The sequence below is a fragment of the Shinella sp. CPCC 101442 genome (genome assembly GCF_024704725.1).
Lineage (GTDB): Bacteria > Pseudomonadota > Alphaproteobacteria > Rhizobiales > Rhizobiaceae > Shinella.
The window spans coordinates 735259-750404 of the sequence record NZ_JALIQS010000004.1 but is presented as its reverse complement, the minus strand read 5'-3'; the positions used below and the strand labels follow the sequence as shown (position 1 = coordinate 750404).

The window sequence follows — 15146 nt, the reverse complement described above, 5'->3', positions numbered from 1 at the left end:
TACAGTCCCAAATCGGGAAGCCGGTCAAAGGCGTGGTAAATGAAGGGTTTACAGCCAGCTAGTCGTGCAGCACCGGCCGCGCCCGTGCCACGAGGACGATACCGCCGAGCGACACGAGAAGGCCCAACGCCATGGCCCAGGACAGCGGCTCGCCGAACATCACGAAGGCCCAGATCATCGTGACGGGCGGGCTGAGATAGAGGATCGCCGTCACCCGCGCCGGTGAGGACTTGCGCAGCGCGAGATAGTAGAGGCTCCAGGCGCCGAAGGTCGCGACAAAGACGAGCCAGATTAAGCCGCCGATGAAGCTGCGATCCAGGACCGGCATCACCCCGCCCTCGTTCCAGGCGAGCACGGAAAAAATCGCGGCGGCCGACAGGCACTGGAAGCACAGGCTCTGGTAAACCGGCATGGCGTTCACCGCGCTGCGTTTTTGCAGGAGTGTTGCGAGCGCCAGCGACAGCGTGCCGAGCACGGGAAGTCCATAGGCCCAGAGCGGGACATTGCCCCAATCGAGCGATCCGGCCGAGGCGATGATGACGCCGGCAAGGCCGATGAAGGAGCCGATCCATTGCCGCCCCGTCAGGACCTGCCCCAGAATGGGCCAGGAGAGGAAGGCGACGGCAAGCGGCAGCATATCGGTGATGAGCGCGACGAGGCCGGTCGGAACACCGAGCCCGATCGCCAGCGCGAAGCCCGAGAGATAGCCGGCCATGGCAAGCGCGCCGAGCAGCATCTGGAAGAGCACGTCCCTGCCCCGGATCTTCGGCCCCATGGTAAGGGCGAAAGGCAGCAGCACGAGGCCGGAAACGAGGCTGCGCCACAGCAGGATCAGGAAGATCGGCGCATGGTCGCTGGCAAAGCGCACACCGATAAAGCCGGCGCTCCAGCACACGACGAGCGCAGCCTCCAGAAGGATGAGAACGGCAAGTGCCGTGAACCGGTTCGGCCGGCGCAAGGGCAAGGCGAGATCGGAAGAGGTCATAGCTGGTCCACGATTGAAATGGCGATCCGGCGGGCCGCCTTCAGCCGCCCGTCATGGCCGTCCAGACCCGCGCGGGCCATGGCGCCTTCGAGTACAAAGGAGAGATGCTCGGCCGTCTCGTCGATTGCAGCAGCCGGTTTCATCTGGCGAAGGTAGTCCTTGAAGAGCTGCTCGACCTCTTCCTTCTGGAAGGCAACCGTCGCCCGGCCGGCGTCACCGACGGGCAGTTCGGCGGCGGCATTGAGCAGTCCGCAGCCGCGAAACCCCCACCCGTAGGCGAGCTCGGCATGGTCGACATAGGAATCGAAGACAGCCAGCAACTTTTCACGCGGTGTCGCGGCCGTGGCGAGCCGCTCGCGGTAGAGCACATGCCACTCTTCCAGCCGCGCATCGAGATAGGCCTTCACGAGATCCGACTTGGAGGCAAAATTGTTGTAGAGGCTCATCTTGGCGACGCCGGCATGGGCGGTGATCGTATCGATCCCCGTCGCACCCACCCCATCGCGATAAAACAGCTCCGCAGCCGCTTTCAGCAACCGCTCCCGCGCCGGTACCCGCTCACTCATCATCGCACCTCATCTTTATGTAGACCGATCTACCTATTTTAGATGATTGTCAAGAGGCTCGGCAGCACCGGGATTTTTCGTTGTCGCGATGTGCAGATCGGTAAACTTGCAGCAGCCGCGTCAACAGGGTCGCAACACCCTCGCCTTACAACCCTGAGGGCAATGACAGGAGCGATTTTCATGAAGTTCATTTTTGCCGCATCCGCCGTTTTCGCCACCACCCTGCCGGCAGTCGCGGCAGACTGGCCTCAGGCCGATGTCGATGCGGCCCTTCAGATCGTCACGGCGCGAGAGAAGGACAGCGGCATCGAGGAATGCGTGACCTCGGCCGGCACCACGGTCGCCTACATTGCCACGCAGCGCGATATCGATGCCGACGGCGTCAACGAGGTGCTTGTCAGCAGTTCTCCCGCCAAATTGGGGAACGGCGTCACCGGCTGTTACGGCATGACTGGCCAGAATGTCTTTCTCCTGTCCAAGTCCGGCGGGAACTGGACGATGCTGATCGAGGCTGACAATACGCAGGGGCTGATCTTCCATCCCCGCAAGACGGGTGGGATGCCGGATATCGAGATGACCGGCCCCGGCTTCTGTTTCCCGGTCCATCGCTATGATCGCGGCGAATATCGATACTGGAAAGTCTGCGACGGCAACCAGCAGTTTTTCGCCGACGCGGCACCATGGATCGCTGACAAGTCGAGTGTCGCACCGCGCGACGGCGAGACGATACAGGCCGAGACCGCTTCATTCGAGGCCAGCGATGCCATCGACATGCGCAGCCTGTTCGACCACAACGGCTCCGATGTCCGCATCGATCCGGGCGCTGGCACGATCGTCTACGAAAAGCCCAAGACAAAGATTGCAGGCACGGTGAAGGCCGGCATGCTGCTGTTCAAAGCCAGCGCGCCATGGGATCCCTATGACGACAGGGCGACGATCAAGGGCACGGCATATGTCTTCAAGAAAGGCTGCGAGCCGGCGCCGTACAACGTGGCGGGACGGCAGGAGGGCTGGCACACATTGGTGCTGAAGGGCGCCGCACCTGTCCGCGCGAAGAATGGATGCGCAGTCATCGGCTACAAGATGAATGGAAACGCGACACTGAAATTCGTGAGCTGGGGCGACTGACAGCACGCCACCGGCACGGCAACCGGATCACGATGTGGAAGGCAAATGATACGATTGGGAGAATGTTTCCTCTCTCCCGATAAGTCCTATCGAAACAACTTATCAGGAGAGAGGAATGGTACGGTTGAGTGGGGTCGAACCACCGACCTCAGGTGCCACAAACCTGCGCTCTAACCAACTGAGCTACAACCGCACAAGGGCGCGTTGACCGCGCTTGGTGCGTCACATACGGGCAGCCGCACCATTTTTCAAGCGTTTTTTGCGACGCTCCGAACGAAAATGGCCGGACGATCCGCCCGGCCATTCTATCACAGGATCGAAATCCGCACTATCTGCAGCTTAGACGGTCTTGAAGGACTTCATGGCCTTCTCAGTGGCCGACTTGCCCGGAGCCGAAACCTTCTCGGCAACCTTCTTGGAGGTTTCCTGAAGCGACTTGGCCTGTTCGACGACGACTTCGGCCTGCTTGCGCATGAACGCGGTCTGCAGTTCGAAGAGTTCGGCAACGGACTTCACGCCGAGCAGGGCTTCCATATGGGAAAGCGAGTTTTCGGCATTGGTGCGCAGCGCATCGATTGCCTTGAGGCCGAGTTCGACGGAGCCGGCCTGCGCGCTTTCGAGCGTCGCTTCAACGGTCTTGGTCGCGTCTTCGGCGGCTTCCTTCATCTTGGCATAGGCTTCCTTGGTCTGTGCGGCGCCCTTTTCGGCGAAGTCGCGGAAGCTTTCGGAAATCTTGGAGGGATCGATGGAAGCGATCGAGAATACGTCGTCGGTCTTCTTGGTAGCCATTGCATGCGCTCCTTGGTTTGGCCCTCTCTAGAGGCGCCGTGTTCTTGGATGAGCCCTATATAGCCGATCTTATTTCGCATTGCAACAATTTTGTGCGCTGCACAATAAATCCTTGGGACGTTAACCCTTCCGCCCGAAAGCCGCCGCGTTTCAGGCCCCGGCGCTGGACCCCCCGAGGCACCACGGCTATTAATAAAGCGTTAATTGAAAACCGGGACGCCGGAAGCCAGATACAGGCCTGAACATGTCCGCAAAGCAGTATCCCTTTATCGACGTTGCCGTCCACGAGCGGGTGCGCCTGCCCTTCGCACGGGGCGAAGCCGTCGTGCTGTTTTCAAAGGACATGAGCCGCGTGCTGTGGTCGAACGGCCGGGGCGCGGCCCTTTTCGGCGAAGAGAATATCTACGATTTCCTCGATGCCGGCCCGGATCGCGGCGATATTACCTTCCGTCAGCTTTCCGCCACCGCCCGACAGGTGCAACTGCCTGGAGACCGGCGCAGCCTCGTCATGCGCATCGGCAGCGGCTTTCGCAGCATGCCCGTCACCGCCACGGTCGAGGCGATCACCATTCGCCCCGGTGACGAGGCCATCCTTTTCCACACCCCCGTCGCCGGTGGCCGCCAGAGCCAGGAGGAAACGGCCGTCGCCATGCTTGCCGGCTTCGACGATCCCGACACGCATATGGCCGTGCTCGACGAAGAGGGCACCGTGATTGCCGGCTCCGACGGCTTCGATCGCCTCGCCATCAGCATCGAAACGCGTCGTGCGCTCGTGCAGGCGGCGGGCCGCAGTCCCGAGCATCTTGTAAAGCGCCCCGTCGCAACGGGTCGCGGTCATCTCCCGGCCGCCATCGGCCGCATATCCAGCGACCCGGCCCTGCATCTGCTGTTTGCCGTCGAAACGATCCTCGGGCATCTCGATCCGGATGAAGAGGAAGCCGCCCCCGCCGTACTGCAGGACGTGGTCGAGCCGGAAATCGCGGTCGAACCCTCCGCAACCGAAACGTTCCCGGCGCAGGACGAGCCTCTCGCCGAGACGGTAGAGATGGAAGCCGAACTGGAGCCGATCCCCAACGAGGCCGAGCCTGAAATCGCAGCCGGGATCGAAGACCCGACCGCAACGCCCGGCGGAGTGGAAGAGACTGTCATCGACGAAGCGACGCCGCAGCATGCGCACGAACCTGCGAACCCGATCGCCGAGCTTGTGGATCTCTCTTCAAAAGACGCGCCCACCGAGCCAGTGGAAGAGATCGCGCACGAAACCGCAGGCGAAGAAACCAACGTCGCGACGACGGACGAGACGGCGTCGGGCTTTCTCTTCAACCGCCAGGGCAGGCCGATCCGTTTCGTCTGGAAGATCGATGCGGAAGGCCGGTTCAGCGAGATTTCGGAAGAGTTCGCCGCCGCCGTCGGGCCGCAGGCCGCAGCGATTTCCGGCGCGCGTTTCGTCGATGTCGCCGCCCGTTTCGATCTCGATTTGGATGGCAAGATCGGCGACCTGCTCAGCCGCCGCGACACGTGGTCTGGCAAGACGATCTTCTGGCCGGTCGAAGGCACCTCCCTTGTCGTCCCGGTCGATCTCGCCGCGCTCCCGACCTATTCCCGCAACCGCGAATTCGATGGTTTTCGCGGCTTCGGCATCGTGCGCATCGCCGATGCCGTCGAGGATGCCCATGCGCGCGGACTGATGCTCGGCGATGTTGCTGAGACGCAGGAAGAGGTGATGGTCGACCGGCTCGATGAGGCCGACCAGACGGCCGAAGCTGCCGTGGACGAAACGCCAGCCGTATCCGAGGAAACAAACGGCGAGATCGACGCACCCTCCGCCTCCGAACAAGATGACAATACGGCCGACGCATCTGTTGACATCGAGACGGGCGCAACACCCCTGGTCGGCGACGACGAACCGGACGCATTTCGCGGCGAGCGCCCGGCGCTGCGCCTCGTGGAAACACCCAACCGCCGTCATTCCGACAAGGTGGTGCAGCTCGAAACCCGACGCAATCGCGGCGGCCTGTTCGATGGCCTGTCGACTGGCGAGCAGGCCGCATTCCGCGAAATCGCCCGCCAGCTCGGCGAGTCCTTTGGAAAGCGCAAGCCGGAAGACCGCCCGGTGGATGACGCTGCGAATGAAACACCCGCAAACATTCCTGCCGAATCGGCAGATGTGAACGAAGACACCGTCGATACGATCCTCATCGACACGGATGAGACCGAAGCGGAAATGCCCGGCCTCGAAATAGGCCCCCATGCCGATGATCTCCTGACTGACGACCATGGCGGCGAGCGCACGGCCATCGCGCCGCCGCGCACGCAGATGGACTACGGCCTGAACGCTACCGTGGTCGATGCCCTGCCCGTCGCGCTGCTCGTGCATGTCGGCGACCGGCTGATCCATGCCAATCCGGAATTCTTCCGTTTCAGCGGCTATCGCAGCCTGGAAGACCTAGAAGCCTCGGGCGGGCTCGATATCCTGCTGGCCGCCCCGGATGAGGACACCGAAGACGGCGACGGCACCATGGCGCTGCGCCATGCCGACGGCGAAAGCACGAGCGCGGTGCGCGCCCGCCTCCAGTCGATCCGCTGGGAGGACGGCACCGCCCTGATGCTGGCGCTGACCCCCGCGCATGAGAAGCCCGCGCTGACACTCGTCGAATCCGTGCCCGCGCCGGTGGTGGACACCGATGAGCCCACGGCCGACCAGGCCGCTGCCGCAGCACTGCGAATCGAGATCAGCGAATTGCGCTCGATCCTCGAAACCGCGACAGACGGCGTCGTGGTCGTCGGCCAGGATGGCGACATCCGCTCGATGAACCGCTCGGCCAGCGCCCTCTTCAACTATGACGAGGACGAGACGCGCGGCCGGCCGTTCGCCATGCTGTTTGCCCATGAAAGCCAGAAGGCCGTGCTCGACTATCTCGCCGGCCTCTCGGGCCATGGGGTCGCAAGCGTGCTGAATGACGGCCGCGAAGTCATCGGCCGCGAGGCGGCTGGCGGCTTCATTCCGCTCTTCATGACGATGGGGCGCCTGTCGTCCTCCTCCGGTTTCTGCGCCGTCATCCGCGACATCACCCAGTGGAAGCGCACGGAAGAGGAACTGCGCAGCGCCAAGCGCGCTGCCGAGACGGCGAACGCCCACAAGAGCGATTTTCTCGCCCGCGTCAGCCATGAGATCCGCACGCCGCTCAACGCCATCATCGGCTTTTCCGACATGATGGCGACGGAACGCTTCGGGCCGATCGGCCATCCGCGCTACATCGAATATGCCAACGACATCGGCCGCTCGGGCCGCCATGTGCTCGATATCGTCAACGACCTGCTCGACATTTCCAAGATCGAGGCGGGCGAGATGGATCTCGAATTCACCGCCGTCGGCCTCAACGAAACGATTTCGGAAGCCGTCTCGCTGGTGCAGCCGCAGGCCAACGGCCAACGCGTCATCATCCGCACGTCGCTCTCCAACAACGTGCCGCAGATCGTCGCGGACCTGCGCTCCATCAAGCAGATCGCCCTCAACATCCTGTCGAACGCCATCCGCTTCACGCCCTCGGGCGGGCAGATCGTCGTCTCCACCGCCTATGAGGCGAATGGCAGCGTGGTGCTGCGCATCCGCGATACCGGGGTCGGCATGACGCGCAGCGAGCTGGAGCAGGCGATGAAGCCTTTCCGGCAGGTGACGACCGGCGCGCGCAAGCGCGGCGACGGCACCGGTCTCGGCCTGCCGCTGACCAAGGCGATGGTCGATGCCAACAGGGCGAGCTTTTCGATCAGCTCCACACCGAACGAAGGCACGCTGGTCGAGGTGAGCTTTCCCTCGCCGCGCGTGCTGGCAGATTGAGGCTGATGGCCAGGTGACGCCGATTGTCCGTCGGCATCACCCTCGTTTCCCGCATTTGTACGACGCCAGGTGATTTCGCCCGGATGCAAAATGCTCTAGACCGGCAAAAACGCCTTTCGGCAGTCCCAGAACGTGAATGGGATTTCCGCATCGTCGGGGGAACGCCTTGCAGGTCCATTTCGAAAGCGCGCCGCGTGCGCATCGCCGCTCCGGTGCCGCCCGCCACCCGCTTCTTTCCGCCTCCGCGATACTTGCAGCAGCCATCGTGCTGATGCCGGCGATCGCCATTGTCGTCATCGCGGCGACCGGCGGAGTGGACGACTGGCCGCATCTCCTCAGCAACGTCATCCCGCGCGCGACGCTGCGCACTCTCATCCTGCTCGCCGGCGTCGCCACCATCACCGCCGTCGTCGGCGTCATCACCGCCTGGCTGGTGGCGAGCTGCGATTTCCCCGGCCGCCGGATGCTCTCGGGCCTGCTCGTCCTGCCGCTTGCCATTCCCGCCTATCTCGGCGCCTATGCCTTTGCCGAATTCCTCTCCTTCACCGGCCCGGTGCAGACGGCGTATCGCGCCCTCTTCGGCTTTCAGACGAGCCGCGACTACTGGTTCCCGGAAGTGCGCACGACAGGCGGCGCCATGCTGGTCCTGTCGAGCGTGCTCTATCCCTACATCTATCTCGCCGCCCGTTCGATGTTCCTCATGCAGGGGCGCGCGGCTGCCGATGTGGCGCGCACGCTCGGCGCCGGACCACTGAAGGTTTTCGCACGGATCCAGATCCCGATGGCGCGCCCGGCAATCATGGTGGGACTGACGCTTGTTGCCATGGAAACGCTGAACGATATCGGCGCGGTCGAATATCTCGGCGTGCAGACACTGACCTTCTCGATCTTCGATACCTGGCTCAACCGCGGCAGCCTTGCCGGTGCAGCACAGATCGCCTGCATCATGCTGGTCTTTGTCGTTTGCCTCATGATGGTGGAACGCGCGGCCCGCCGCCGCCAGCGTTTCGCCAGCCAGAAGACGACGGCCGCGGTGCATGATTCCGTGCGCCTGAAACTCGTGGGCTGGAAAAAATGGGCGGCAAGCCTCGCCTGCCTGCTCCCGCCCGCCATCGGTTTTGCCATTCCGGTCTATGTGCTCGGCGGCTACGCCGCGCGGCGACTGGAGGCGTTCGCCTCGACGCGGCTGCTTTCGGCGCTGTGGAACAGCGTGTTCGTCTCCGGCGCGACGGCAATCGTCGCCGTTCTTCTCGCCTTCCTGCTCGCCTATGCCGCGCGCACGACCCGCTCGCGCCTCAATGCCGCCGCCGGGCGCTTCGCCTCCTTCGGCTATGGCGTGCCGGGCACCGTTTTGGCGATGGGCGTGCTCATCCCGCTTGCCACTTTCGACAATGCGGTCGATGCCTTCCTGCGGGCCAATCTCGGCATTTCGACGGGACTTCTTCTTTCCGGCACCGGCTTTGCCATCATCTACGCCTGCACGGTGCGGTTCCTGACCATGGCGGAGGGCACGATCGATGCCGGCTTCCACAAGCTCTCGCCGCATCTCGACATGGCCGCCCGCACGCTGGGGCGGACCAGCAGCCAGACGCTCTGGACCGTTCTTCTCCCCATGATGCGTCCGGCTACGCTGACGGCCGCCCTCCTCGTCTTCATCGAGACCATGAAGGAACTCTCGGCGACGATCATGCTGCGCCCGTTCAACTTCAACACGCTGGCAACGCTGGTTTATGAGGACGCCTCGCGGGCGAAGGTGGAGGATGCCGGCGTGCCCGCGATCATCATCGTCGCGGTCGGGCTCATTCCGGTCTTCCTGGTGTCGCGCTCGCTGGACAAGACCGGCGCATAAAAAAAGGGCGGCATGAGCCGCCCCGATAGTTTGAATGCTGTCCAACAAAAGCCAGGGTGAACGGCCTCATGCCATCGGGTCGGGTGCGACCGGTACGCCCTCTCATCGGGCGTGCTCAAGTTGGGACGACCTTGCGCCATTGCGGATTAACAATTCCTTACCCGCCCCGTTCCGGCACAAACCTTTTGTTCACAACTTCGTGTGTTTGGTTAATGCGGCCGGTCGAAATCCGTTCATGCCGGCGGCGCTCAGGACTGGAGCGCCGCAAGGTTGGCGAAGAGATCCAGCGCGTCCGGATTGGCGAGCGCTTCCTTGTTCTTCACCGGCCGCCCGTGCACGACCTCGCGCACCGCAAGCTCGACGATCTTGCCGGATTTGGTGCGCGGGATGTCCGTAACCTGGACGATCTTTGCCGGCACATGCCGAGGCGAAGCGCCGGTACGGATCTTGGTCCTGATCGTCTTTTCCAGCGCGTCATCGAGCACCTTGCCGGGCGCGAGGCGGACGAAGAGCACGACGCGCACGTCATCGTCCCAGTCCTGGCCGATGCACAGGGCTTCGACCACCTCCTCGAGCTGCTCGACCTGATTGTAGATCTCGGCCGTGCCGATGCGCACTCCACCGGGGTTCAGCGTCGCATCCGAGCGGCCGTGGATGATGATGCCGTCATGGCTGGTCCACTCGGCGAAGTCGCCGTGGCACCAGACATTGTCGAAACGCTCAAAGTAGGCGGCGCGGTATTTGGCGCCGTCGGCATCGTTCCAGAACATGACCGGCATGGAGGGGAAGGCCTTCGTGCAGACCAGTTCGCCCTTTTCGCCGCGCACTGGATGGCCGTCCTCGTCCCAGACATCCATGGCCAGACCGAGGCCCGCACCCTGGATTTCGCCGCGCCAGACGGGCTTCAGGGGCACGCCGAGCACGAAGCAGGAGACGATATCCGTGCCGCCGGAGATGGAAGCGAGCTGCACGTCGGGCTTGATACCCTCGTAGACGAAGGAAAAACCTTCCGGCGACAGCGGTGAGCCGGTGGAGGTGAGGAGCCGCAGGCTCGACAGGTCATGCGTCGTGCGCGGCGTGAAGCCGCCCTTGCGCACGGCGTCGATATATTTCGCCGAGGTGCCGAAGACGGCAAATTTCTCGTCCTGCGCATAATCGAACAGCACGTTGCCATCCGGGTGGAAGGGCGAGCCGTCGAACAGGCCGAGCGTGGCTCCGACCGCAAGGCCCGAAACCAGCCAGTTCCACATCATCCAGCCGCAGGTGGTGAAATAGAACAGGCGATCGCCCTCCACGAGGCCGCAATGCAGGCTGTGTTCCTTCAGGTGCTGCAGCAGCGTGCCGCCGGCCGAGTGCACGATGCATTTCGGCACGCCCGTCGTGCCCGAGGAGAAGAGAATGTAGAGCGGGTGGCGGAAGGGCAGCTGCACGAAAGCGAGCGGCTTTGCCTCATAGGGCGCCGTCAGCGCATCGAGCGTGCGGCCATCCGGCAGGGTGCTGGCGAGCGCGTCCGCGTCGCCGGCATAGTGTACGACGAGAACCGGCACGCCGAGCTTGTCGGCGACGGCCCGAACCTTCCCCGAGACATCCTGCAGCTTACCGGCATACCAGTAGGCGTCGCAGGCGATGAACAGTTTCGGCGTGATCTGGCCGAAGCGGTCGAGCACGCCCTGCTCGCCGAAATCCGGCGAACAGGAGGACCAGATAGCACCGAGCGAGGCGACGGCGAGCATGCAGGCGATGGTTTCCGGCATGTTCGGCATCATGGCGGCGACGCGGTCGCCCTCGCCGATACCCATTGCGGCAAAGGCCTGCTGAAGCTTCGAGACGCGGGCGCGAAGCTCATCCCACGACCAGCGATAGGAGACCTTGTCCTCGCCGCGGAAGACGATGGCATCGCCGGCACCGGTCTTCTTGAGAAGGTTTTCTGCGAAATTCAGCCGTCCCTCGGGAAAGAACCGGGCCTCCAGCATGCGCTCGCCGTTCTCCAGCGCCGTGTCGCCCTTTTCGCCGACAGCGCCGCATTCATCCCAGACCGCCGTCCAGAAGGCGGCACGGTCTTCGACGGACCATGCGTGAAGCGCGTCATAGGACTTGAGTTCTCGCCCAGCGATGCGGCTGGCGGCCTTCATGAACAGGGCCATCGGGCTTGTCGCCAGGATGTCGGCCGAAGGTTCCCACAGGGGCAATTCTGACGTCATTCTTTCCTCCACTCCATCGCATTTCTATAACATGTTGCGTCGCAATATAAAGCGCCGGCGGCCGGTTCGCGGCACCGGCGAACGCAATTCCGCCATGGCGGCATTTGATTTCTTCGCCTCGAGCGCCTATCCCCATCGCGCGACCCTATATGAGAGCCGACGGCAGAGGATCCGTACCCGAATGACCCCGTCCCGTTTCATCCGATCGAAGCACCTGGTGCGGGGTATCCTTGTCGCGCTCGTGCTGCTTTTCGGCCTGCGCGTCGGTTTTCCCTTTCTCCTGCAGACGGACGCGGTGGGCAAGGCGATCGAGGAGACGCTGGAGGCCTGGACGGGCGCGGACGTGCATATCGGCGCGCCACCGGAATTCTCCTTCTGGCCCTATCCGCGCGTGACGCTCGAAAATGTGCGCATCACCAGCCCGGAAGTAAACGGCAAGAGCGAGGCGCTGGCGTCCATCGAGGCGGTATCGGCGACCTTCGACCTGGTCGGCGCCGTGCGCGGAGCGCCCGTCTTCAGCGATCTCGAACTCGTACGCCCGACCGTCCTTGTCGGCTGGAGCCCGGCGGGCGTCTTCAACTGGAAGCATAGCGGATGGCTTACACAGGCGATCGACGCGACAGCGTCGGCGCCCGACGGACAGGCGATCCCGGCCCTGCCGAGCGAGCGTCTCGGCGCCATCACCATCACCGACGGTATCCTTAAAGTCGCAAGCGCCGGCGAGCCAAAAGCCTATCGCATCTCCGACATCAACGGCACGGTCACCTGGCCGTCGCTTCGCCAGCCGATGGACCTTTCCCTTTCCGGCATCGTCAACGGCGAGATGACGCACTGGACCTTCGGCTGCGACCAGCCGCTGGCACTTTTGGCCGGGCGCAACGCCAATACCCGCACCAGCCTCTCCGCCGATCCGGCAACCGTCAACTTCGAAGGCATGGCCAACCTTTCCCACAACGCCTTCGTCGCCGGCACCATGCAGCTTTCGACACCCTCGCTCACTCAGCTGCTCGCCTGGCAAGGCAAGGAAATTTCTGCCATCGGCGAAGTCGGACAGGTGAATGTCGAAGCGAAAGTGACGACGGCAGGTTATTCGGCCAAGCTTGAGAACGTGAAGCTCGGGCTCGACAACGCCGAGGCGAGCGGTGTGCTTGATATCAATCTGCCACCCGACGGCGTACCCCAGATCGGCGGCACGCTCGCCTTCGACCATATCGACCTCAAAGCCCTTCTCACGGCCTTTTCGCCGCTGCCGGACAGCAAGGAAACCGCGACACCCTTCGACACGGCCTTCCTGCACCAGTTCGGCATGGATATCAGGCTTTCCGCCAAGACAGCGGATTTCGCACCCTTTTCGCTGCAAGGTCTCGCGGCAGGCATGCGCATCGAGAACGGCCGCGCCTCCTTCGATGTCGGCGACAGCACTCTTCTCGACGGCCGCATGACCGGCCGCATCGCGCTCAACGAACAGGGTTTAAGGGGCGGTGCGAAATTGCAGATGTCGCTGAGCAACGTCGATATCGGCGCGATCGTCAGCACGCTCGCCTTGCCGGGGCCGCTGCCGTCGGGCCACGGTTCGGCCGATTTCGAGCTTTCGACGGACCAGGCGCTCTGGACAACCACGGTGTCCGATATGTCCGGCCAGTTCCGTCTGCGCATGGGACCGGGCACGCTTACCCATTTCAATCGTCAGGCTTTCGAGGAAATGGCGGCGAAGAACGCCTTCTTCAATTTTTCCGAGGCCGCCGATGGCTCCTTCGATTTCGTGCGCGCCGATGTCGAGGCGCGGCTCGACCGGGGTATCGCCGAACTCACCAAGGCGGAAATCGAAGGGAACGAGAAGCTTCTCACGCTGTCCGGCATGATCCCCTATCGCTCGGCAAGTCTGGCCCTTGCCGGGACGCTTGCGGACCGCCCGCAGGCCGATGCGACCGTGGTCAATCCGGCCGTCAGCTTCTTCGTCGGCGGCTCCTGGCCGGAGCCGGTGATCTCGCCGGTTTCGATTCTGACGGGGCAGCAGCCCCGCCAGTAATCTCGTCCGGATTTCCCGGAATGCTCAGCGGCCTGCGAAGGCCGCCTGTTCGTCACGCTGGCGTTGCACCTCACGTCGCTTCGTCATGATCGAGGCGATGATGACGCCAATGGCGACGAAGCCGATGAGGATGGTGCAGGCCGCGTTGATTTCCGGTGTCACCCCGAGACGCACCTGGCTGTAGATCTTCATCGGCAGCGTCGTGGCACCCGGACCTGACGTGAACGAGGAAATGACGAGGTCGTCGAGCGACAGCGTCAGCGCCAGCATCCAGCCGGACAGGACGGCCGGCGCGATGACCGGCAGCGTCACCTCCAGGAAGGTCTTTACCGGCGTAGCACCCAGATCGAGCGCGGCCTCCTCGATCGAGCGATCGAAGGAGAGCAGGCGCGACTGCACCACGACGGTGACGAAGCACATCGAGAAGGTGATATGCGCGAGCGTGACCGTCACGAAACCGCGGTCGAAGCCGATGGCGACGAAAAGCAGGAGCAGCGACAGGCCGGTGATGACCTCGGGCATGACGAGCGGCGCATAGACCATGCCGGAAAACAGCAGCCGGCCGCGAAAACGCGTGTAGCGCGTCAGCGCCAGCGCCGCCATGGTGCCGAGCGCAGTCGCCACCGTTGCCGAGATCAGCGCCACGCGGATCGTCACCCAGGCGGCGTCCATCAGACCCTGGTTTTGAAACAGCGAGACGTACCATTTGAGCGAGAAGCCGGCCCAGACCGTCACGAGCTTTGACTCGTTGAAGGAGAAGACCACCAGCAGCACGATCGGCAGGTAGAGGAAAGAAAAGCCGAGAACGACCGACGCGATATTGAAACGGGACCAGGTGTTCATGGGCTTACCTCCCCTGCTCTTCGGCCTTGGCCTGCGCATTCTGGAAGAACACGATGGGCACGACCAGGATGAGGAGCAGGATGGTGGCGACGGCGGCCGAGACCGGCCAGTCGCGGTTTGCGTTGAATTCGTTCCATAGCGTCTTGCCGATCATCAGCGTCTGCGACCCGCCGAGCAGATCGGGGATGACGAACTCGCCGACCGCCGGAATGAAGACGAGCATGCAGCCAGCCACCACGCCCGGAATGGAAAGCGGGAAGGTTATCTTCCAGAAGGCGGAGATCTGCGGGCAGCCGAGATCCTGCGCCGCCTCGATCAGCGTGTTGTCCATCTTTTCGAGCGCGGAATAGAGCGGCAGCACCATGAAGGGCAGGTAGGAATAGACGATGCCGATATAGATCGCCCAGTTGGTGTTCATGATGATCAGCGGCTGGTCGATGATGCCGATGTTCATCAGGAACTGATTGAGCAGCCCCTCCGGCTTCAGGATCGCGATCCAGGCGTAGACGCGGATGAGGAAGCTCGTCCAGAACGGCAGGATGACCAGCATCAGCAGCGTCGGGCGCAAGGTGCGCGGCGCCTGCGCCATGCCATAGGCGATGGGATAGCCGATCAAGAGCGTGACAAGGGTCGAGACGCCGGCAATCCAGATGCTCGACATATAGGCGTTGAAATAGAGCGAATCCTCGGTCAGCCAGATGTAGTTGTCGAAGCTGAACTGCCCCATCTTCTCCCAGATGCCGGACAGACCGTCCGACCACGCGAAAGCCGGCTCGTAGGGCGGCTGGGCAATGGCGGTGGTCGACAGCGAGATGCGGAAGACGATGAAGAAGGGGATCAGGAAGAAGAACAGCAGCCACGCATAGGGAATGATGATGACAAGGCGGCTGAAGATGGCGGAGCCGAGCTTGTTCATCG

General features: G+C 63.2%; 10 protein-coding genes and 1 tRNA gene. 4 read left to right on the top strand and 7 right to left on the bottom strand.

Annotated elements, in window-relative coordinates; all coding sequences use genetic code 11:
• Positions 1 to 58: 58 nt before the first annotated feature.
• Entirely contained in the window at positions 59 to 985 is a 927-nt protein-coding gene (locus MUO32_RS18945) for a DMT family transporter (RefSeq protein WP_257949915.1), read from the bottom strand.
• The gene (locus MUO32_RS18940; protein ID WP_257949914.1) at positions 982 to 1551 is read right to left on the bottom strand and encodes a TetR/AcrR family transcriptional regulator; all 570 of its coding nucleotides are present in this window, start codon (positions 1549 to 1551) and stop codon (positions 982 to 984) included. Before MUO32_RS18940 ends, MUO32_RS18945 begins: the two co-directional genes overlap by 4 nt.
• Positions 1552 to 1731: 180 nt before the next feature.
• Here MUO32_RS18940 and MUO32_RS18935 point away from each other — a divergent pair, with 180 nt between their 5' ends.
• Positions 1732 to 2679: a hypothetical protein gene (locus MUO32_RS18935; protein ID WP_257949913.1), complete on the top strand. Its 948-nt coding sequence runs from the start codon at positions 1732 to 1734 to the stop codon at positions 2677 to 2679.
• A gap of 116 nt (positions 2680 to 2795) precedes the next feature.
• Here MUO32_RS18935 and MUO32_RS18930 read toward each other — a convergent pair.
• Both MUO32_RS18930 and MUO32_RS18925 read right to left on the bottom strand, forming a co-directional pair.
• A tRNA-His gene (locus tag MUO32_RS18930) sits at positions 2796 to 2872 on the bottom strand.
• Positions 2873 to 3018: 146 nt separating this feature from the next.
• On the bottom strand, positions 3019 to 3468 hold the full coding sequence (locus MUO32_RS18925) for a phasin (RefSeq protein WP_257949912.1): 450 nt from the start codon (positions 3466 to 3468) through the stop codon (positions 3019 to 3021).
• Between the two features lie 244 nt (positions 3469 to 3712).
• On the opposite strand from MUO32_RS18925, the gene MUO32_RS18920 reads away from it, so the two are divergent.
• Positions 3713 to 7306 (top strand): ATP-binding protein, encoded by a 3594-nt coding sequence (locus MUO32_RS18920; protein ID WP_257949911.1) that lies wholly within the window; start codon positions 3713 to 3715, stop codon positions 7304 to 7306.
• A gap of 271 nt (positions 7307 to 7577) precedes the next feature.
• Positions 7578 to 9155, top strand: a complete 1578-nt coding sequence (locus MUO32_RS18915; RefSeq protein ID WP_257949979.1) for an iron ABC transporter permease — start codon at positions 7578 to 7580, stop codon at positions 9153 to 9155.
• Positions 9156 to 9403: 248 nt separating this feature from the next.
• Here MUO32_RS18915 and MUO32_RS18910 read toward each other — a convergent pair whose 3' ends face one another.
• Positions 9404 to 11356, bottom strand: a complete 1953-nt coding sequence (locus MUO32_RS18910) for an acetoacetate--CoA ligase (protein ID WP_257949910.1) — start codon at positions 11354 to 11356, stop codon at positions 9404 to 9406.
• Between the two features lie 181 nt (positions 11357 to 11537).
• Between MUO32_RS18910 and MUO32_RS18905 the strand changes: the two genes are divergently transcribed.
• Positions 11538 to 13385 carry an AsmA-like C-terminal region-containing protein gene (locus MUO32_RS18905; RefSeq protein ID WP_257949909.1) on the top strand — a complete coding sequence of 616 codons (1848 nt, stop codon included), beginning with the start codon at positions 11538 to 11540 and terminating at the stop codon, positions 13383 to 13385.
• A gap of 24 nt (positions 13386 to 13409) precedes the next feature.
• Here MUO32_RS18905 and MUO32_RS18900 read toward each other — a convergent pair whose 3' ends face one another.
• Positions 13410 to 14228 carry an ABC transporter permease gene (locus MUO32_RS18900; RefSeq protein WP_257949908.1) on the bottom strand — a complete coding sequence of 273 codons (819 nt, stop codon included), beginning with the start codon at positions 14226 to 14228 and terminating at the stop codon, positions 13410 to 13412.
• A 4-nt stretch (positions 14229 to 14232) separates the two neighbouring features.
• Positions 14233 to 15144, bottom strand: coding sequence for an ABC transporter permease subunit (locus MUO32_RS18895; RefSeq protein WP_257949907.1), 912 nt, complete (start codon positions 15142 to 15144; stop codon positions 14233 to 14235).
• Positions 15145 to 15146 lie beyond the last annotated feature (2 nt).

Bases quoted from the DNA above. Each gene is read 5' to 3' on its own strand.
- MUO32_RS18945 (WP_257949915.1), bottom strand. From the start codon at position 985: ATGACCTCTTCCGATCTCGCCTTGCCCTTGCGCCGGCCGAACCGGTTC.
- MUO32_RS18925 (WP_257949912.1), bottom strand. From the start codon at position 3,468: ATGGCTACCAAGAAGACCGACGACGTATTCTCGATCGCTTCCATCGAT.
- MUO32_RS18895 (WP_257949907.1), bottom strand. From the start codon at position 15,144: ATGAACAAGCTCGGCTCCGCCATCTTCAGCCGCCTTGTCATCATCATT.
- MUO32_RS18915 (WP_257949979.1), top strand. From the start codon at position 7,578: ATGCCGGCGATCGCCATTGTCGTCATCGCGGCGACCGGCGGAGTGGAC.
- MUO32_RS18920 (WP_257949911.1), top strand. From the start codon at position 3,713: ATGTCCGCAAAGCAGTATCCCTTTATCGACGTTGCCGTCCACGAGCGG.
- MUO32_RS18935 (WP_257949913.1), top strand. From the start codon at position 1,732: ATGAAGTTCATTTTTGCCGCATCCGCCGTTTTCGCCACCACCCTGCCG.
- MUO32_RS18940 (WP_257949914.1), bottom strand. From the start codon at position 1,551: ATGAGTGAGCGGGTACCGGCGCGGGAGCGGTTGCTGAAAGCGGCTGCG.
- MUO32_RS18900 (WP_257949908.1), bottom strand. From the start codon at position 14,228: ATGAACACCTGGTCCCGTTTCAATATCGCGTCGGTCGTTCTCGGCTTT.
- MUO32_RS18910 (WP_257949910.1), bottom strand. From the start codon at position 11,356: ATGACGTCAGAATTGCCCCTGTGGGAACCTTCGGCCGACATCCTGGCG.
- MUO32_RS18905 (WP_257949909.1), top strand. From the start codon at position 11,538: ATGACCCCGTCCCGTTTCATCCGATCGAAGCACCTGGTGCGGGGTATC.